This window comes from Methylobacter marinus A45 (assembly GCF_000383855.1).
GTDB classification, from domain to species: Bacteria; Pseudomonadota; Gammaproteobacteria; order Methylococcales; family Methylomonadaceae; genus Methylobacter; species Methylobacter marinus.
In genome coordinates, this window is record NZ_KB912877.1 from 4550614 (window position 1) to 4569408 (window position 18795).

The following is an 18795-nucleotide window of genomic DNA, read 5'->3' on the forward strand; positions in this document are numbered from 1 at the left end:
ATGTGTGGACGTTATGTATTGATCGCGACAGAGCAGCAGATTATTGACCATTTCAGTCTGCGGCGCCTGGCTAATTATCAGCCTGACTATAACATTCCGCCAGGACAAAAAATCCTCAACGTCGTGCAGTTGGAAGACGGTAGCAATAAAGCCGTCTACCTGCATTGGGGACTGATTCCATCCTGGTCCAAAGACCGCGGCATCGGCAACCGGTTGATCAATGCCCGGGCCGAAACGCTGGCAGAAAAGCCATCGTTCAGAACGGCCTACCGCAAACGCCGTTGCCTGATTCCGGCAACCGGTTTTTATGAGTGGCACCGTACCGAGTCCGGCAAACAGCCCTATCACATCCATTATCCCGACAACCGACTGTTCGCTTTTGCCGGTCTTTGGGAACACTGGGAAAACGAGACGGAAACCGTCTATTCCTGCACCATCGTCACGACCGGCGCCGACGCCAAAATCGCCTCGATACACGACCGCATGCCCGTCGTCATCAGGCCCGAACAATACCTTGACTGGCTGGATAAAAAATCCGAAGCGGTTGATGTTTTGTCTTTTGACCAGTCGGCGGCTTACCGCGATATGCGGCTGACGCCGGTCAGCAGCCGGGTCAATAATCCGGCGCATAATGATGCGGACTGTTTGTCTTGAAGGAATGATTCGGAAAAAAGCCGTCTCGAAGTATAACTTCCGGCCGATATGAATGTATTTTAAGTCTGGTGGGTGCTGAGGGGTTCGAACCCCCGACCCTCGCCTTGTAAGGGCGATGCTCTCCCAGCTGAGCTAAGCACCCGACTTTGAGTCGCGCTATTCTAAAGGATGAAAAATAAAATGCAAATCTTTTTATAGGGATATGTCGATAACTTAAACTATTTTTAAGGAAATCAGTCACGCCGTGCGAGCAAATGGATATAGCGCCCCATATCGCGATAAGTCGGTATCCGGCAATAGCGGTATTCCAGCTCAAACAACTCGTCCAGATCGCTTTGCTCCCGAATGGCACGGGTCAGATAGTCATGGAACACGCGAATGCCGGTATGGACCGTTACGCTAAACCCCCATTGCCGAAGCTGCCCGATGACCTCATGGGGATACTGCGGATTGGGCGGGGTCAGATTCTTGCCCTTGCCCATATAACTGCCGTCCAGCAGATGCTTCCAGCGCCATTCCCCTTTCAGGGCATTGGTGTAGACCATGGCATTACGGTTATAAAACAGCAGCGACAGCGAGCCGCCCGGTTTGACCCGATCGGCTATCACCTGTAAGGAAGGCATGGGATCGGCCAGCCATTCCAGCACGGCATGAAACAGTACCAGATCAAACTGCGGCAGTTGCGGCGCCAGCGTTTGCGCGGCCGCATGGTGAAACCGCGCCGTCAAGCCGGCATCGGCGAACAGCCCTTGCGCCCGCGCCAGCATTTTTTCCGACAAATCGCACAGCGTCAACTGGTGTCCCTGTCCGGCCAGCCACAGACCGATCTGCGCAAACCCGCACCCGGCATCCCATACCGTCAGCGGTTCATCCTTGCAAAAAACCTCAAGGTCCTCCTTGAGCAGCTTTAGCCGCCAATCGCCCTTGCGTGTGTCGTAGATTCTTTGCTCGAATTTTTCGATCAGGGAGTCAAAATTTCGGTCTTGTTGCGGTTTCATTCAAAAACCAATGGTACGCGTTGCGCACCCTACAAATTTTCAATGGAAGAACGCTTGAACCATTGGCGAAGCTCTTCTTCGGAAAGCTCACCCGCGGCTAACTGCTCAATGATAATGACCGTCTCCGGCTCGGAAGCATTAAATGAAAAACCATTGATCTCCAGAAAAATGGCTGCGACGGTAAAAGCCACTCGCTTGTTACCATCAATAAAAGGATGATGCTTAGCGATACCGAAGCAATAGGAGGCGGTCAGATCAAATAACGAGGCATCAGGCTCATAGTCATGCCGTTGCTTCGGTCTAGCTAAAGCGGATTCCAGTAACGCCTTATCCCGAATCCCCAGACTCCCGCCATGCTCTGCCAGAAGCATTTGATGAACAGAGATAACAACCTCATCCAGAACCCGCTTCGGTTCAATCATTTAGCCAGCTCATGCAAGGCATTGCGATACTTTTTCATGATTTTTTCGGCCGCTTTCATCTGGGATTCAAAGTCTTGCTGATAAGGAGTCAGCGTATAACCTTCGGGGCTATCGACAAGGTAAAGCGTATCGCCTTTCTCGGCATTAAGTTTATTAAGTGCCTCTTTGGGCAGAACGATGCCCATGGAATTTCCAATCGCGGTAATTTTGACCTTTAACATAACGGCGACCTTATAGTTATTACACAAGTTATTACTTCACCGAGTATAATTGCGCTTAAAAGTCACGTCAATTCGAGATCTATCCACTACTCTGCCTGATCGCCCAAGCCACATCCGCCGCCTGGCGGTTTTCCCTGACATCATGCACGCGAAACATCTGTATGCCCGCCATGATGCCCAAGGCCGTGGTCACGGCGGTGGCGGTCACCAGTTCAGACGGCTCCGTTACCGCGCAGATGGCGCCCATGAAGCGCTTGCGGCTGGTGCCCAGCAGCACCGGATAGCCCGTGGCGACAAACGCATCAAGATGCGCCAGCAGGTCGATATTGTCCTGCTTGCGTTTGCCGAAGCCGATGCCCGGATCGATGGCTATCCGCTCTTTTTTGATGCCGGCCTTCAGTGCCGCATCGATTTGCCGGTGCAGCGCAGCCAGCACTTCCCGCACGACATCGTCATAATAGGGCTTGTCCTGCATGGTTTTCGGCGCGCCCTGGCTGTGCATCAGGATGATCGGCGCCCCGGTTTCGGCGGCCAGCGCCAGTATGGCTTCGTCATCACGGCCCGCCGAGATATCGTTGATGATATCGGCGCCAGCCGCCAGGGCCGCCCTGGCGACTTCGCTTAAGGTCGTATCGATACTGATAGGAATATCGGCCGATACCTGTTGCCTGATCGCGGTAATGACCGGCGCCACGCGCCGTATTTGTTCATCGGCGGCAACCGGTTCGGAGCCCGGCCGTGTCGATTCGCCGCCGATATCGATAATATCGGCGCCTTCGACCAGCATGCGCCTGGCCTGCCGGACGGCGGCATCGATGTCCGAATACCGGCCGCCGTCGGAAAAACTGTCCGGCGTGACATTTAAAATCCCCATAATGAGCGGTTTGTCGATATGACCGAACATGCTTAAGCTCCTGTGCGCATTGCTGTGTATTTATTCGGGTATAATAGAGAAATTTATTGATTATAACGAAATCCATCCGCCCCCGAATAATGAATAAACCCCGTTTAGCCTGGGCCATCACCGGCTCCGGCCATTATATAGAAGAATGCCTGAATTTCCTGCTGACCCTGGACGACGTCGATTTATACATCAGCCAGGCCGGCGAGGAAGTGCTGAAAATGTACAGCATCGACCTGAGTGAAATTCGTGCCAGAATGCCGGTCTATCGCGATAAAGCCGCCTCGGCGCCGCCGGTCGGGCATTTTTACAAGGGCCATTATCATACCTTTGTCATGGCGCCGGCCACGTCCAACACGGTGGCCAAGTGCGTGCTGGGGATCGCCGATTCCCTGGTCACCAATTTATATTCGCAGGCCGGGAAATGCCGGGTGCCCAGCATTGTCTATCCTTGCGATACGGCACCGGAAATGGAGACGACGGCGCCGGGCGGAAAAGTCATGGTTTATCCGCGCAAGATCGATCTGGAAGGTACCGCCAAGCTGCGCACCTTCGAATACACGACAGTCGTTGAAAGCGTCGACGAACTGATCCTTAAAGTGAACGAACGGCTTGAATCCTTAAAATGAGCGAACACATACTCTTTCTGACCGGCCGGTTGGCGGAAAAACAGCTGCGCGCGATTCTCGAAAAAATGCAGCCCGAATTCACCTATACCGTGCATGAACTGGGCCTTAAAGTCGCCGCCCTGATGACCGCCGACATGATAGCCCGGCGCCTGACCGATACCTTCGGCGCCGACCGCATTCTGGTGCCGGGGCGTTGCCGCGGCGACCTGGAGGCGTTATCGCAGGATTTGGGCCTGCCGGTGGAGCGCGGTCCCGAAGAGCTGAAAGACTTGCCCCAATTCTTCGGCCAGGCGGCGCAGCAAATCGATCTGAACCGCTACAGCGTCAAAATCTTCGCCGAAATTACCGATGCGCCGCACGTTACCGTGGAAGAAGTCGTCAAACGCGCTTATTACTATCAACAGAACGGCGCCGACGTCATCGACATAGGCTGCCTGCCGAGCACCGATTTTCCGCACATGGAAGCCGTCATCGGCACGCTGAAACAGGAGGGCTTCACGGTCAGCCTCGATTCTCTCGAAAACGACGATCTGCTCCGGGGCGGCAAAGCCGGCGCGGACTATCTGCTCAGCCTGCACGAAAGTAGCCTCTGGATCGCCGACGAAGTGGAATCGACGCCGATTCTGATTCCGGAAAAACACGAAGATCTGGCGTCTCTGGACCGCGCTATTCAAGGCATGCAGGCCAAACACCGCGCCTTTATCGTCGATCCGATCCTGGATCCCCTGCACTTCGGCTTTACCGCCTCGATCGTGCGCTATCACGAAGTCAGGAAAAAATACCCCGACATTGAAATGATGCTGGGTGTCGGCAATATCACCGAGCTCACGCACGCCGACACCCTGGGCATGAACGCCCTGCTGCTGGGCATCTGCTCGGAACTCAACATCAACAGCATTCTGACCACCGAAGTCAGCAAGCATGCCTGCCGCGCGGTCAAGGAAGCCGACCTGGCGCGGCGCATCATGTTCGCCGCCAAGGAGCACAACATGCTGCCCAAGCATATCGATCCGGGCCTGATGGCCCTGCATGAGATTTCGCCATTTCCGTATCAACTGGAAGAGATCAAGGAACTGGCGGCCGAGATCCGCGACCCCAGCTTCCGCGTCCAGATCAGCGCCGAAGGCCTGCATATATTCAACCGCGACGGTTTCCACAGCGCCACCGATCCGTTTGATCTGTATCCCGCATTGCAGGTCGAAAACGACGGCGGTCACGCCTTTTACCTGGGCGTCGAACTGGCGCGCGCCGAAATCGCCTGGCAGCTCGGCAAGCGTTTCAACCAGGACCAGCCCCTGACCTGGGGTTGCGCCGCCAACACGACCGAATCCACCGTCGACCTGCACACCTTCAAACCGGCAGGCTCCACCTTGCAAAAAAAATAATGATCCAAGAAACCATAGTCACAACCGTCAACAATTCGGGCACCCCCCACATCGCCCCCATGGGTATTCATGCCAAAAGTCCTTCAGGCACGGGCGCGCCGGCCGATGAACTGATCATCCTGCCGTTCCGCCCGTCAACGACGCTCGACAATCTGCTATCCCGCCGGACCGCCGTGATCAACTATTGCGACGACGTGCGCATTTTCGCGGGCTGCCTGACCGGCCGGCGCGACTGGCCGTTAAAACCGGCCGAAAAAATCGACGGTCGGGTGCTGGACGCGGCGTTGGCCCATGCCGAAGTGGAACTGGTCCGCGTGGAAGAAGACCCGATCCGGCCAAAATTGTTCTGCAGAACCGTTCATAGCGTCAATCACGCACCGTTTCAGGGTTTTAATCGCGCCCAATTTTCGGTGCTGGAAGCGGCGATCCTGATCAGCCGATTAAACATGCTCCCGCTGGAGAAAATTGAATCCGAATTCGATTATCTGCGCATCGGCCTCGAGAAAACCGCCGGCGACCGGGAACGGGAAGCCTGGGGCTGGCTGATGGCCGTGATCGACGCGCATAAAAACAAGGTGACCGCATGACCGGAATGCTTGCCAGTGTGAATAGCCTGGACGAAGCCGAGCAAGTGCTGGGCGCGCAGGTGGACATCATTGATCTGAAGCAACCCGAGCAAGGCGCCCTGGGCGCGTTGGAAACCGAGCTCGTGAGACAGATCGTGGCCGCCATCGACGGGCGCTGTCCTGTCAGTGCGACGGTCGGCGATCTGCCCATGCAACCGACGCTTGTTTTCGACGCCGTCCGGGCGATGGCTGACACCGGCGTCGATTATGTAAAGATCGGTTTTTTCCCCGGTGGCGACTGGCCTGGCACACTCGCCAAACTAGGAGCGTTAACTGGCCAACATGACTTGATCGCGGTATTATTCGCCGATACCCAACCTCATCTGTCCATCATCGCCTCGCTGAAAAACGCCGGCTTCAAAGGCGTCATGCTCGATACCATGGACAAGCAAAAAGGCTCATTAACACAAGTCATGAATACAACCACTATCAGGCGGTTTTCCGAACAAGCCAAGGCCCATCAATTGCTGTGCGGGCTTGCAGGCTCCCTCAGGCTGCCGGACATCGCCAATCTGATGCCTTACCGGCCGGATTATCTGGGCTTTAGAGGCGCTTTATGCCGGCTGCACGACCGGACCGCGGCGTTGGACATGCAGGCGATCGTCCGGATCAAACAGGCTATTATTGATGCCGCATAAAACCACCATTACCACCAAAATCCTGATCGCGATGGTCATCGGCCTGCTGTCGGGCAGCCTGATCAACGCCTTCGGCCAGGATGTCGCTGTTATCCAGACTTATCTGGTCAACGGCTTGTTCTATATTATCGGCGCCGCCTTCGTGAATGCGCTGAAAATGCTGGTCGTTCCGTTGGTCACTTTTTCGCTGATCTGCGGTGTCTGCGGCATAGGCGATGTCAGCGTCCTGGGCCGGGTCGGCATTAAAGCGCTAGGGCTTTTTATCCTGACTACCGCGATTGCGATTACACTGGCGCTCGGCGTCGCGGCCCTGATCGGTCCCGGCAAGGATTTTGCCAACGCGCAGTCCTTGTCCGACTTCACGCCGCCGCCGGCACCGCCTATCACTGAGGTCTTCATCAATATCGTGCCTGGCAATCCCGTTCAGGCTTTTGCTGAAGGCAACATGCTGCAAATCATTTTCTTCGTCATTGTGTTTGCCATTGCCATGCTGATGACCGGCGATGTGGGCCGGCAATTGGCTCAATCGGCTGAAAAATTGAATGAAGTCATGATGAAAGTCGTGACGCTGGTCATGGATTTTGCCCCGATCGGTGTGTTTTTCCTGATGGCCAGGACTTTTTCCGAGCAAGGCATCGGTCTGGTTATGCCGATGATCGGCTATTTTTCAGCAGTCATCGTATGCCTGCTGCTGCATTTTTTCGGCACATTCAGTTTGCTGATAGCCTTGATGGCAAAACTGAATCCCGTGATGTTCATTCAAAAAATGCGTTCCGCGCATATTTTCGCGTTCAGCACGGCCAGTTCCAATGCCACGATCCCGATTAATTTGCAGGTCGCTGAAAAGCGTCTTGGCGTCGATAACTCTATCGCCGCCTTCACCATCCCTTTGGGCGCCACCATCAACATGGACGGCACCGCGATCATGCAGGGCGTTGCCACGGTTTTTATCGCCAACGTCTATGCCATCGACCTGAGCCTGAGCCAATATGTCATCGTGATCGGCATGGCGACGCTGGCATCGATCGGCACGGCCGGCGTGCCCGGCGTCGGCCTTATCATGCTGGCCATGGTATTTAATCAGGTCGGATTGCCCGTGGAAGGCATCGGTTTGATTATGGGGGTGGACCGGGTGCTGGACATGCTGCGCACGGTACTCAATGTTACCGGCGACGCCACAGTCACCTGCATCATAGCGCGCGGTGAAAATGCGCTGGATGACAGTATCTTCAATGACCCTGAAGCCGGCTCCGTCACCGAGATTGAGTTGCCTCACAAGAAGGCCCGCCTGTAAGCTAAACGTCTTTTAACAGACGGTTTTGCTCGGCGTTTTCAATCAGTTGCCTGAATTCCTTGACCACCTTCATAAATTGCTCTTCCTCAGCGAGATCCGGCAGTTGATTCTGCCCTCTCTGCTCCAGCGCATTGATGACATAAGCGATTGTCATTTTATTGATATCCATGGCGGGCAGATAAACCTCATCGGCATCATCCTCTGTTTTAGCCTGAACGATCATTTCGCCCTGCATCAGTTCCGATAAAACGTTGTGGACAACATAAGCCGGGATAGCCAGTCTTGACGCAATTTCAATAACGCTTAAAGGCTCCTGTTGCTCAACAAAATGCTTGATGATTAAATGCATGGCCTGCAAGGCGATGATTTTTTTAAGAAAAAAGCTTAAATCGACGATCTTGTGCTTGCCTCGATAATCCCCGTAATTTTGCAGATAGAAATTGATCTCGCAACCGAACAGGACAATCATCCAGCCGATCTGGATCCAGACGATAAGCAAAGGCAATGCGGCAAAACTGCCGTAGATGGCATTATATTCCGATACACCGATTTGCAGGCTCAGATAAGCCCATTGCGCCATATGATACAGGACGGCCGAAATCACCCCGGCGATAATGCCCGCCTTATAATCCACTTTAAGGTTAGGTATAAAAATAAAGGTAAAGGCAAACAGCGCGGAAAGAATGACGACCGGTAATAAACCCAGTGCTCTAAGCACCAGCCAGGTGCCTGCGTCCGGCAGATTAATGGCATCTATCAGCCAGGTGACCTGGGTTTTCAGAAATACGGTAATGCCATTGGAGGCAATCAATAAAACAGGGGCCAGCAGCATGACCGACAGATAATCGCTTATTTTGCGCCCCAGCGTCCTACCCTGGTTTATTTTCCAGATATGATTGAATGATCGCTCGATATGGCCGATCAGTTTGATGATGGTCCAGAACAAGACGATGATACCGATACCGGCCACCACCTCGCCTTGCGTCGTGGCCAGCATGTTTTCCGCGAAATCGATCAGTTTCAGCACCAGCGTGTCCTGGCTGGGTATTTGTTCGAGCAGTTGCTGTTTTAATATCTTTTCATAACCGAAACCCTTGGCGATACCGAACAACAAGGCGATAACCGGCACAATCGCCAACAATGAATAAAGCGTCAGGGCGGATGCTCTTAACGGCCCCATATCACGGTCGAACCCTTCCACGGACAGGAGAATGATCTTGGTGGATTTCAGCACTGCCGCCTTGAAAGGCGAAAGATGTTGTGTGCGCTGTAACCAGATGTCTTCTTTAAAATAATCGATGATATTGAGATTCATAAGCCGGTCCCATGCTGTCGAATTTCGTTAATAGACTGCCTGAAATGCCTGAAATTCAAACTAATGCCCTACAGTCATTCCGGCCATCAAGGCGTATTTTTACCGCTGTAAAGGGTGTCTACCAAGGTCTTGAACCATAGCGGCCTGAACAGCACGATAAACAATCCCAAGCCGGCTGTAATTGGAATCGGGCCGATATCCAGTATCATCAGCAGCAGCAATATAAAAATACATTTCATTTTCACAGCTAGGCGACGATTGTTCATGGAGCACCCGATTGAAATAGAAGCCGGCGGATTGAAAAAATTGTAAGGCAATGCATCTGCCTACAGAAGCTATAACCAACCAGGCCATTTAGCGTAAAATAGACGAATCAAGCGGCTGTAGCGCGGCATGCGTTCATCCCCCGGACTTAGCAAGCATTAAGCCCGGATTGAATTCAGTCCCGCGCCACCGAGTAAACGACAATCCGTTTTGCCGGCATTTTAGCCTATTACTCGCCGGCTGACGCATAATACTGAAAAAATGACATCAGGATAAAACCGAACAGATGACAGAGGAAGACAGATTATTTCAACAAACAGGCCGTGCGGAAGATTTCGCGTTTGACGAGCGCGTGGCCAGGGTATTCGACAATATGGTCTCCAGAAGCGTGCCTTTTTATAGTGAGATTCAACGCATCCAGTCCGATATCACCATGGATTTTCTGCCGGAGGACTCAGGTGTCGTCTGCGACCTGGGCTGTTCGACAGGTACCACTATCAAGCACATCGCGACGCACCCGAAATGCCCGCAGACCGTGCATTTTATCGGCTATGACAATTCCGAACCCATGCTGGATAAAGCCCGCGCCAAACTGGCCGACGAAATACAGGCCGGAAAAGTGTCGCTGCTGACCGCCGACTTGAGCCACCTGCCCGCACTGCCGGAGTGCAACGTTATCATTATGAATTGGACCCTGCAGTTCGTGCGCCCGATCGAGCGGGATCATTTGCTGAAGAATATTTATTCCGCGCTCAGGCCGGGGGGCGTGTTGTTTTTATCGGAAAAAATCCTCGGCAACGATTCCGTGCTGAACCGCCTGTATATTGACCATTATTTGCAATTCAAAAAATCCCAAAGCGGCTATACCGACGCCGAAAACCAGCGCAAACGCGAGGCACTGGAAAACGTACTGATTCCTTATCACCTCGATGAGAACTATGCACTGCTGGAGCGGGCGGGCTTCAAGCATATCGACACCTATTTCCGCTGGTTCAATTTCGCCTGCATTATCGCGGTCAAATCATAAATAGCCATGTCGGATGAATATCTATTTGTCTACGGCACATTACGGCAGGCTTTTGCACTGCCCGTGCATGACGTGATGATGCGGCACTGCCAGTTTCTCGCCCTGGGCACCCTGCGCGGCCGGCTTTATCAGGTCGACGGTTACCCCGGCGTCGTCGAACTGCCTCATTGCCGCGGCCGTGTGGCTGGAGAACTCTACCGCATCATCGACAAAAAGGAGCTTTTTAAGCTGCTCGACGACTATGAACAGTGCTCGGCAAAGTATCCCGAGCCGCATGAATTCATCAGAAAGCAGGCTGACATATCCACATATGACGGCGTTGTCTGTCAGGCATGGGTTTATTTTTACAACCGCGCCGTATCCGGGCTGGTTCGCATTTCATCGGGAGATTATGTCTGCCATATGCGCGATTTAAGAAAAATTCGCTACAATATCGCCCGCTAAACCAAAATCCACTTTCCCTTGACTTGTTCCGGTGATCTTTTTGATTATCAAAATCCCTTTTCTACTGTTTCTTTCTTCATTGCCCGTCTTTGTTCTGGCGGCAGTGTTGCTGCGGCTGAAAATCCCCGGTTTGTCTGAATTGGTCGCGCACCTGGGCTCAGCCATGTTGTTAAGCGCCTTGGCCCTGCTGATCGTCACCGCATTGCTGGGCATGCCTGGCATAATCGCGCGTTCCGTTTTGTTTTACTTTTCAGCCGGACAGCGCCTGCAGCGCCGATTGCTGTATATTCAGGCGCAACAGGCCCGAATTACCCAGCTGTTTCATTTCAAGACATTGAAAATAAAATACTTGAATGAACTGCACAGAAAACACCTGCTAAAGGCAAACAACCGCAAGCATATCCGGTCTTTATCGAAAGCCATCCATAAAGACCTGTTGGCGATTAAGAAAAACCTGCCCAAAAGCACTTTCAGGCAGTTGCAACAGGAGCATCTTCGCTATCGCAAGCAGATGGACACTGAAGCCCTGTTAAAGCTGCAGCAAAAAATCGCCACCGTCGTCCTGCGTTCATGAGTGTTTTTAAAAACTGGGTGCTTAACCTGGTCAATCTTTTTCATATAGTCAAAAAAGAGAATCTTGACTGGCAAGAGGCCAATCAGGACCAGGGAGCCAGGCTCAGGCATACCCGGGTATTGGCCGAAAAAGCGCTGGAAGCCGATCTGAAAAAACGCAGCGAGCAGCTGGCGCATGAAATTGCCTTGCTCAAAACCCGGCATGATGCCGAACTGGCCATGTTTAAGGTCAAATGCAAACAGGATATCAAGGATTACAAACAGTATCTGGACTCGCTTGACCAGCTGAAAGCATCGATCCGCGCCAGCTATACGCATCTGCCCGAGGCCGTCGCGTTCACGATTCATCATCATGCCAAACACCTGCTCAACCAGATGTGGGAAGCGGAGGATTTTGAAGAAAAAATGCAGCACGAGATGCGCCTGATCAAATTCATGACCACCGTGCATGAAGATGCACGATTGCATCTGGAGGAAGGGGCTGCGGCCGGTAAAATGCCCGAGAAAACGCTGAGGCTGATTCAGGATCGGTAAATATTCGTTATAAGAATTCATTAGCCTGGCGCAGCGGAATAAAATGATGGATGATCTGCTCGGCCGGCACCCGGGTCAGTTCGTTATAGGTCCAACCGCCCTTCTCCGCCGGATGCTTCTTATGCATCCAATACGCGACGCGCTTGCCGATGGCGTTGAATTCGATGCCGGAAACGATGTCGTTGCCGTTGGGTGCTTTTTGGTTCATGCTGACCGGGCAGAAATCGGCCTCCAGCACCTGAAACTGAACCGGTACCGGCAAGCCGTCTTCGGGCCGGCGCTGACGGATGCGGATGAAGACCTCTCCGGCTTCCTTGCGTGCCTAGAATCTGATGATCAAGGGCAATAAGGTCACTGGCTGGTTTTTGGTTGAATGTCGCATTTATTGTCGCAATCTGGAACATTGAGTTCAGGGATAATCATAAAATCAATTAATTACCAATAGACAACTGGAGTTATACGACATATGCCTCAGATTATTAGACATTTTATGTCGTATACATCACGTTAGCTTCCAGAGACAAAATGAACAATCTATCCCGAATGAGAAAGGCCACCGGTAATCGCTATGTTGAGCGCGTCAATCTGGCATTGCGTTTCATTCATGAGAACCTAAACCGCCCGATTGATTTGAAGGAAATTGCAAAAGCCAGCAATTTTTCGATCTATCACTTTCATCGAATATTTCTTGCTTTGGTAGGAGAGACGGTTAATGACTATGTCGGCCGTAAACGACTTGAGCGCGCTGCCAACCTGCTCGTTTTTAAGAAGGAGCTGAGCATCACCGAAATTGCCATTATCACCGGCTTCTCTTCTAGCGCTAACTTTGCGAAAGCGTTTAAATTGTATTTCGGGGTTAGTCCGAGCCAGACAAGAAAGCCTGTAGGCACGGAAAACAGCAAGATTGGAAAGATATTTAGCAAGTATGGAAAGGCTTTCAATCCCAATGACTTATATCCTCAAGTTGTCACCAATCGGGTGACATATAACCCAGGACAATTTGAGGAAATGCTTATGAATGTGAACGTAGTAGAAATCAAAGAAGAAGTAGCCTGCGCGCTGACGTCACCGGCAGGTTATGAGTCCGCGTCTTTGCTCAAGACGTGGGATAAGTTGATAGCATGGGCACGCAGCTACGGCATTGAGGATCTGAAACAGAGGCGCTTTGCTCTCTGCCATGATAATCCGGCGATTACGCCTACTGAAAAGTGCAAATACGAGGCGGCTGTTGTCGTAAGTCCTGACGCTAGGATTGTGGAACCGTTTTTCAAAGTAGTCATCCCGTCGGGACAATATGCTGTTGCACACTACAAAGGCGCACCAGAAGGAACTAGTAGCTTTCACATGTCGCTGTATTCGAATTGGTTCCCAAATAGTGGATTTGAACCTGATGATTTTCCGCTAATGGAACACTATCTCAATGACATGAGGAAAGATGGTTATGTGGAGATGGAGGTTTACATTAAGCTGAAAGACGTCGTATAGAACGTGCTGGTGTTCATGGCGACTAGAAGGCTAACACGGCGTTCGAGAGGGACACGCCCAAAAGCGGCGCGCCCCTCAACTTTGCGTTAGAGCGCATGAAACTCCATGCCCAAGGCCTGCTGATTGAACTACGTCCAAGACAATTGGTGGACGATGAAGATTGGGTCCGCGTCCAAGTTCTGGTCGAAACCAATGGCTTTGTTGGTGACTTTGAAGCTTGGCTTCAATTGGGTGATCTTGAGCGTTTCGCAAACGAGATTGGTGCCATGTACGAGTCGGTAGAGAAATCAAGCACCGCAGTCCTTGTTAGTGCTGAGCCAGATATCCAGATTAACTTGGCAATGCAGTCGCTCGGCGGTATTGTCGGTACTTATGCGCTCGAAAGCGAAAGACCGGATGGCATACCTACGGTTCTGTCAGGAGGGTTCAATATCGATCAAAGCTTCTTACCAAGTCTCCGTCAGAGCATCTACTCTCTCATTGCAGACCTGGGCGGAAAACATGTGCGCTAACATGAGCCCTTTGATCTTACGTTATGCACCAAAAAGCTATTCATGAATTTATTATTTGTATGTAGCGAAAATAGACTCCGTAGCCCTACAGGTGAAGAAGTCTTTTCACAATATGATGGGATCAATGCAATTGGCTGCGGCACAAATTCAGATGCGGCGACGCCAATAAGCGGTGACTTGATTGAGTGGGCTGATATCATATTTGTTATGGAAAAAAGCCATAGAAACAAGGTATCGAAAAAATTCAAGAACCTATTGAAAGGCAAGCGCATGATTTGCCTTGATATTCCTGATGAATATGAACGAATGGACCCCATACTTATTCGGTTGCTGGAAAGTCGCGTTTTAAGATATATACATAATAATGTACGCAAAAGCACATAACACAGCGCTAAAATCAAAGGGGTTGTACTTACGCTTCGGTTCAATGCGGAAGGCATTAATCAATCGCGGTGGCACAACATGATCTATACGATCATCAAAGTGGTCATTACCAGCCTGTTGGTCGTGGCGATAGCCGAGCTATCGAAACGCAATTCATTGATCGGCGCCTTGCTGGCCTCGCTGCCGCTCACCTCCGTGCTGGCCATGTTCTGGCTTTATATCGATACTCACGATGCCGGGAAAGTGGCGGATCTGGCAACCGGGATTTTCTGGCTGGTCATGCCTTCCCTGGTTTTCTTCGTCAGCTTGTCTTTATTGCTTAGAGCGGGAATTAACTTCTATCTGAGCATGGGGGTTTCCCTGACGGCGACGGCCGGCTGTTATTCCATCATGGTCCTGATCCTGAAGCACTGTGGCGTCAAACTGTAGCCATAACCTTATTCCACTCACTTGCAAGAGGGTTTTTAAACGATGACATTTGCAAAACGACGGTCCGCCTGGCTTATGGGCTTGCCGTTCCTGTTATTTCTGCTGAGCCCCGGCGTTCTGGCGCATGGCGTCGATGCCAATACCAAGCATTTTTTGCTGGCCAACCAGGGCGTCGCTATCGGGCCGTTTCTGTATATCGGCGCCAAACACATGGTGACCGGCTACGATCACCTGCTGTTCCTGCTTGGCGTGATTTTCTTTCTGTTCCGCACTCGGGACGTACTGTTGTATGTCAGCCTGTTCACCTTGGGGCATAGCGTGACGCTGTTGTTCGGCGTGCTGAGCAACGTGACGGTCAATCCGTTCCTGATCGATGCCATCATTGGGCTTTCCGTGGTCTACAAAGGCTTCGATAACCTGGGGGGTTTTCGCCGATTGTTCGGCTTTCAGCCCAACACCAAACTCGCCGTGATGGTATTCGGCCTGTTTCATGGCTTTGGCCTGGCCACCAAATTGCAGGACTTTTCCTTGCCTCAAGAGGGGTTATGGAAGAACCTGTTAGCCTTCAATGTCGGGGTGGAGATAGGCCAGTTTGTGGCGTTGCTGTTTATCCTGATTGCACTCGACTTCTGGCGCAGGCACCGAAGTTTTTATGCCTTTTCGACCGCGACCAATACGCTGTTGATGACAGGCGGCCTGATTCTGTTCGGCTACCAGTTAACCGGTTATTTAATTAACGTATAAACTCATGAATGACATTAATCCTTCCGTTCCCTCACTGAAATCGCTTCTCATCGCCACGGCTTCTGCCACGGTATTGGCCAGTACTATTTTAATAACGGCGGTACTGCCTGCCGAATACGGCATTGACCCGACCGGCTTAGGAAAAATGATGGGGTTGACCGCTTTATCATCGGTGCAGACTAAAGCCGCCAGCCAGCCGCTCGCCATCACCTGTCCGAGGCTGCCGCAGCAAGTGGCTGAAACAAGCGGCCAGAACCAGAAACAGGCCGTCAAGCCCTCTGCCGGCTCGACTGAAACCACGCAAAAGCAACCCCAGCCCCAGTGGCAGGATTCGGTCAAAATACGAGTGCCTGCCGGTGAAGGTCTGGAATATAAATTCCATCTGGTAAAAGGCGCATCCCTGGAGTACTCGTGGGCGACCGACGGGGCCAAGCTCTATTTTGATTTTCATGGCGAACCCCAAGGCGATAAGACCGGGTACTTCAAAAGCTTTAAAGAGAGCACCGACAATCGATCCAGCGGTACTTTAACAGCGCCGTTCGAAGGCCCTCACGGCTGGTACTGGGAAAACAAAACCTCATCACCGGTGACGATCATTTTGAATACCAAAGGTTCTTACCGGATTTTGGGCATAATGTAATGGCATGTGACTATCATTGCGCAAGCCGGGTTTATTCATAGTTCAGGAGGTGGAATGGAATCTCTGGCACATCACTAGCCGCTAGGAGCCTGTCGAATTTAAAAATCAACAAAAACATAAGACATTGATTTTGAAAAAATAAATTTTTTAACTGCGTTTTGTTAGGAAAATATTTTTCAAATTATTTCAATGCTTTACTAATCCTGACGAATCATAATCCGACAGTCTCCTAGACCGCCAGGACAATGCCATCAGCGAATAGAGGTTAACGTACAATTTTTTCTAATTCTGTATTTGCCCCTATTTCATTCCCGTCCCTTGGCATGCAGAAATTCAGCCTGGAAAGGCACGCACCGCGTCCCCTACGGCTTCCGGCTCAAGCCGGACGGGACAACCTGCCTCCGTCCGGCCGCGCCTGGGCCGAATGAATTCGGCCCTACAGTTAATTTTTTTCTTGTCCAGTCAATTATCGATTCAATCTGGCTTTTAAGAAGTCGATGGCTTCCGCAAACGGTATTTCGATGCTCTCCTGCTCCGTTCTGGCCTTGTATTCGACCGTGCCCGCGTCCAGGCCGCGGTCGCTGACCACGAGGCGATGCGGAATGCCGATCAGTTCCATATCGGAGAACATGAAGCCGGCGCGGACTTTACGATCATCGAACAACACGTCGATGCCGGCTTGCCGCAGGTCCTGATACAGCTTTTCGGTCGCTTCCTTCAGGCGTTCGGATTTGTGCATGTTCATTGGACACAGTGCAACCTGGAACGGCGCCAGGCTGTCCGACCAGATAATGCCCTTGTCGTCGTGATTTTGCTCGATGGCCGCCGCCACCACGCGCGAAATGCCGATGCCGTAGCAGCCCATGATCATGGTCTGGTTTTTACCGGCTTCGTTGATGATATCGGCTTTCATCGCGGCACTGTATTTGGTGCCCAGTTGGAAGATATGGCCGACTTCAATGCCGCGCGCCAGCGTGATCGTGCCTTGCCCGTCCGGGCTGGCATCGCCTTCGACGACAGTGCGCAGGTCTTCGATTTGCTCAGGGATAGGCAGATCGCGCTCCCAGTTGACGCCCTGATAATGCTTGCCGTCCTGGTTGGCGCCGCAGACGAAATCGGACATCAGGACCACACCGCGGTCGGCGATAATTTTTATCTCCAGCCCCATCGGACCGATAGAGCCCGGCTTGCAGCGGCAGGCGCTGTAAACCTCCTCATCGCTGGCAAAAGTCAGTGGCGAAGCGATGCCGTCGATTTTTTCCGCCTTGATCGCGTTCAGCTCGTGATCGCCTCTTAACAGCAGCGCCACCAGCGTGCCTTCTTCCTCGCCTTTCACGATCAGGGTTTTCAGGCATTGCTCAGGCAAAATATTGAAAAAGCGGCTGACCTCTTCAATGCTATGCTGATCGGGCGTATCGACCAGTGTTAATGCCGCCGTCGGCTGAACGCGCGATCCGGCCGGCATGACCGCTTCGGCTTTTTCGATATTGGCGGCATAGTCGCTGCCGGTCGAGAAGGCGATGGCGTCCTCGCCGGAATCGGCCAGCACGTGGAATTCATGCGAAACGGCGCCGCCGATGGAGCCGGAGTCGGCGATAACGGCGCGGAACTTCAGGCCCAGCCGGTTGAAGATATTGCTGTAGGCCTGATACATGACCTCGTAGGTTTCCTGCAGCGATGCCTGATCGAGATGAAATGAATAGGCATCCTTCATGACGAATTCGCGCGAGCGCATAATGCCGAAGCGCGGACGGATTTCATCGCGGAATTTGGTTTGCACCTGATAATAGGTGATGGGCAATTGCTTGTAGCTTTTGATTTCATTGCGCGCCAGATCGGTAATGATTTCCTCATGTGTGGGTCCGAGACAGAAATCACGGTCGTGACGGTCTTTCAAACGCGCCAGCTCGGGGCCGTACTGTTCCCAACGGCCGGTTTCCTGCCATAACTCGGCAGGCTGAAGCGCCGGCATCAGAACTTCCAGCGCGCCGGCTTTTTCCATTTCCTCGCGCGTTATTTTTTCCACTTTGCGCAATACCCGCAACCCCAACGGTAACCAGGTGTAAAGACCGGCGGCCAGTTTACGGATAAGTCCGGCGCGTATCATCAGTTGATGACTGGCGATTTCGGCATCGGCCGGGGTTTCTTTAATGGTATTGAGCGGAAATTGAGTAGTACGCATTCTGTTTTTGAAAGATGAAAAAATTGAAAAATGCTATTTTACCGATTTAATACGGGTTTAGTCATCACGTTATCTCAGCTTGCCCGTCCGGCCATAAAAAAACAGATTGGCCGCCTGCTTTTTAAGTTAGGAATGGGAATGAAATAAGACCCGCAAATGAGGCAGGATTTCTGTTCATATTCAAGGCGCGCAAACAGGCGCATGGCAAGCCATGTAACTGTTTGCGCAACGCCGAAGATGGACGGAAAGACAAGTCATTTGCGGGAATTATAAAATTCACGTTCCTTAGCTTTAATATTCAACCCATGCGCGGCTGATTATTCCATCAGCCGCGCACCAGAACCCCTAAAGCAGGATGCAATTGGCTTTTTATTCAAGCCGCGATCAACGCCTTGAGGATGTCACCGGTGCCAGGGAGCGTGAATTTTATTAACTTGCGCGATTGACTTGTCTTATCGTTCATTCCATGCATGCAGTCATTGAACAGGAACGGA

At 52.0% G+C, this 18795-nt stretch carries 23 protein-coding genes, 1 tRNA gene and 1 pseudogene; 16 read left to right on the forward strand and 9 right to left on the reverse strand.

Annotation, left to right across the window (positions count from 1 at the left end):
* A complete protein-coding gene (locus METMA_RS0121360) occupies nt 1–654 on the forward strand; it encodes an SOS response-associated peptidase (RefSeq protein ID WP_020161155.1) in 654 nt (217 codons plus the stop codon).
* Nucleotides 655–720: 66 nt separating this feature from the next.
* Here the strand turns inward: METMA_RS0121360 and METMA_RS0121365 are convergent.
* The 5 genes from METMA_RS0121365 to folP form a co-directional block, all read right to left on the reverse strand.
* Nucleotides 721–796, reverse strand: a tRNA-Val gene (locus METMA_RS0121365).
* A gap of 91 nt (nt 797–887) precedes the next feature.
* Nucleotides 888–1652: a methyltransferase domain-containing protein gene (locus tag METMA_RS0121370; RefSeq protein WP_020161156.1), complete on the reverse strand. Its 765-nt coding sequence runs from the start codon at nt 1650–1652 to the stop codon at nt 888–890.
* A 29-nt stretch (nt 1653–1681) separates the two neighbouring features.
* A complete protein-coding gene (locus METMA_RS0121375) occupies nt 1682–2074 on the reverse strand; it encodes a type II toxin-antitoxin system death-on-curing family toxin (RefSeq protein WP_020161157.1) in 393 nt (130 codons plus the stop codon).
* The gene (locus tag METMA_RS0121380) at nt 2071–2295 is read right to left on the reverse strand and encodes an AbrB/MazE/SpoVT family DNA-binding domain-containing protein (RefSeq protein ID WP_020161158.1); all 225 of its coding nucleotides are present in this window, start codon (nt 2293–2295) and stop codon (nt 2071–2073) included. The genes METMA_RS0121375 and METMA_RS0121380 overlap by 4 nt, the downstream gene beginning before the upstream one ends.
* Before the next feature lie 79 nt (nt 2296–2374).
* Nucleotides 2375–3199 (reverse strand): dihydropteroate synthase, encoded by an 825-nt coding sequence (gene folP, locus METMA_RS0121385; RefSeq protein WP_020161159.1) that lies wholly within the window; start codon nt 3197–3199, stop codon nt 2375–2377.
* An 89-nt stretch (nt 3200–3288) separates the two neighbouring features.
* Here folP and METMA_RS0121390 point away from each other — a divergent pair, with 89 nt between their 5' ends.
* From METMA_RS0121390 to METMA_RS0121410, 5 genes are read left to right on the forward strand one after another with little or no spacing between them, the layout of a single operon-like run.
* Entirely contained in the window at nt 3289–3825 is a 537-nt protein-coding gene (locus METMA_RS0121390; RefSeq protein ID WP_020161160.1) for a flavoprotein, read from the forward strand.
* Entirely contained in the window at nt 3822–5210 is a 1389-nt protein-coding gene (locus METMA_RS0121395; RefSeq protein WP_020161161.1) for a DUF6513 domain-containing protein, read from the forward strand. Before METMA_RS0121390 ends, METMA_RS0121395 begins: the two co-directional genes overlap by 4 nt.
* Nucleotides 5210–5797, forward strand: coding sequence for a DUF447 domain-containing protein (locus METMA_RS0121400; protein ID WP_020161162.1), 588 nt, complete (start codon nt 5210–5212; stop codon nt 5795–5797). The genes METMA_RS0121395 and METMA_RS0121400 overlap by 1 nt, the downstream gene beginning before the upstream one ends.
* Nucleotides 5794–6474 (forward strand): (5-formylfuran-3-yl)methyl phosphate synthase, encoded by a 681-nt coding sequence (locus tag METMA_RS0121405; protein ID WP_020161163.1) that lies wholly within the window; start codon nt 5794–5796, stop codon nt 6472–6474. The genes METMA_RS0121400 and METMA_RS0121405 overlap by 4 nt, the downstream gene beginning before the upstream one ends.
* Nucleotides 6464–7768 (forward strand): dicarboxylate/amino acid:cation symporter, encoded by a 1305-nt coding sequence (locus tag METMA_RS0121410; RefSeq protein WP_020161164.1) that lies wholly within the window; start codon nt 6464–6466, stop codon nt 7766–7768. The genes METMA_RS0121405 and METMA_RS0121410 overlap by 11 nt, the downstream gene beginning before the upstream one ends.
* A 1-nt stretch (nt 7769) precedes the next feature.
* Here METMA_RS0121410 and METMA_RS0121415 read toward each other — a convergent pair whose 3' ends face one another.
* Together METMA_RS0121415 and METMA_RS27620 are read right to left on the reverse strand one after the other, a co-directional pair.
* On the reverse strand, nt 7770–9083 hold the full coding sequence (locus METMA_RS0121415; protein WP_020161165.1) for a YihY/virulence factor BrkB family protein: 1314 nt from the start codon (nt 9081–9083) through the stop codon (nt 7770–7772).
* Between the two features lie 86 nt (nt 9084–9169).
* Nucleotides 9170–9322 carry a hypothetical protein gene (locus METMA_RS27620; RefSeq protein ID WP_020161166.1) on the reverse strand — a complete coding sequence of 51 codons (153 nt, stop codon included), beginning with the start codon at nt 9320–9322 and terminating at the stop codon, nt 9170–9172.
* A 311-nt stretch (nt 9323–9633) separates the two neighbouring features.
* Between METMA_RS27620 and cmoA the strand changes: the two genes are divergently transcribed.
* From cmoA to METMA_RS0121440, 4 genes are read left to right on the forward strand one after another with little or no spacing between them, the layout of a single operon-like run.
* Complete coding sequence (cmoA, locus tag METMA_RS0121425; RefSeq protein ID WP_020161167.1) at nt 9634–10374, forward strand: carboxy-S-adenosyl-L-methionine synthase CmoA; 741 nt, start codon at nt 9634–9636, stop codon at nt 10372–10374.
* Between the two features lie 6 nt (nt 10375–10380).
* Nucleotides 10381–10818 (forward strand): gamma-glutamylcyclotransferase family protein, encoded by a 438-nt coding sequence (locus METMA_RS25300; protein ID WP_020161168.1) that lies wholly within the window; start codon nt 10381–10383, stop codon nt 10816–10818.
* 31 nt (nt 10819–10849) lie between these two features.
* Entirely contained in the window at nt 10850–11392 is a 543-nt protein-coding gene (locus tag METMA_RS0121435) for a hypothetical protein (RefSeq protein WP_156830579.1), read from the forward strand.
* A complete protein-coding gene (locus METMA_RS0121440; protein WP_020161170.1) occupies nt 11389–11925 on the forward strand; it encodes a hypothetical protein in 537 nt (178 codons plus the stop codon). The genes METMA_RS0121435 and METMA_RS0121440 overlap by 4 nt, the downstream gene beginning before the upstream one ends.
* Before the next feature lie 7 nt (nt 11926–11932).
* On the opposite strand, the pseudogene METMA_RS0121445 reads toward METMA_RS0121440, so the two are convergent.
* Nucleotides 11933–12226: pseudogene (locus METMA_RS0121445) on the reverse strand (phage portal protein); the annotation flags it as partial.
* A 224-nt stretch (nt 12227–12450) separates the two neighbouring features.
* Between METMA_RS0121445 and METMA_RS0121450 the strand changes: the two are divergent.
* From METMA_RS0121450 to METMA_RS0121475, 6 genes are all read left to right on the forward strand, one after another.
* Nucleotides 12451–13410 carry an AraC family transcriptional regulator gene (locus METMA_RS0121450; RefSeq protein ID WP_198014575.1) on the forward strand — a complete coding sequence of 320 codons (960 nt, stop codon included), beginning with the start codon at nt 12451–12453 and terminating at the stop codon, nt 13408–13410.
* A gap of 95 nt (nt 13411–13505) precedes the next feature.
* A complete protein-coding gene (locus METMA_RS0121455) occupies nt 13506–13922 on the forward strand; it encodes a WapI family immunity protein (RefSeq protein ID WP_020161173.1) in 417 nt (138 codons plus the stop codon).
* Nucleotides 13923–13964: 42 nt separating this feature from the next.
* The gene (locus METMA_RS0121460) at nt 13965–14306 is read left to right on the forward strand and encodes a low molecular weight protein tyrosine phosphatase family protein (RefSeq protein WP_020161174.1); all 342 of its coding nucleotides are present in this window, start codon (nt 13965–13967) and stop codon (nt 14304–14306) included.
* A gap of 78 nt (nt 14307–14384) precedes the next feature.
* Nucleotides 14385–14735 (forward strand): DUF3147 family protein, encoded by a 351-nt coding sequence (locus tag METMA_RS0121465; protein WP_020161175.1) that lies wholly within the window; start codon nt 14385–14387, stop codon nt 14733–14735.
* Between the two features lie 42 nt (nt 14736–14777).
* Nucleotides 14778–15479, forward strand: a complete 702-nt coding sequence (locus tag METMA_RS0121470; RefSeq protein WP_036298172.1) for a HupE/UreJ family protein — start codon at nt 14778–14780, stop codon at nt 15477–15479.
* 4 nt (nt 15480–15483) lie between these two features.
* Nucleotides 15484–16119, forward strand: a complete 636-nt coding sequence (locus METMA_RS0121475) for a hypothetical protein (protein WP_020161177.1) — start codon at nt 15484–15486, stop codon at nt 16117–16119.
* 466 nt (nt 16120–16585) lie between these two features.
* Here METMA_RS0121475 and METMA_RS0121480 read toward each other — a convergent pair whose 3' ends face one another.
* Nucleotides 16586–18301, reverse strand: coding sequence for a proline--tRNA ligase (locus tag METMA_RS0121480; RefSeq protein WP_020161178.1), 1716 nt, complete (start codon nt 18299–18301; stop codon nt 16586–16588).
* Nucleotides 18302–18795 lie beyond the last annotated feature (494 nt).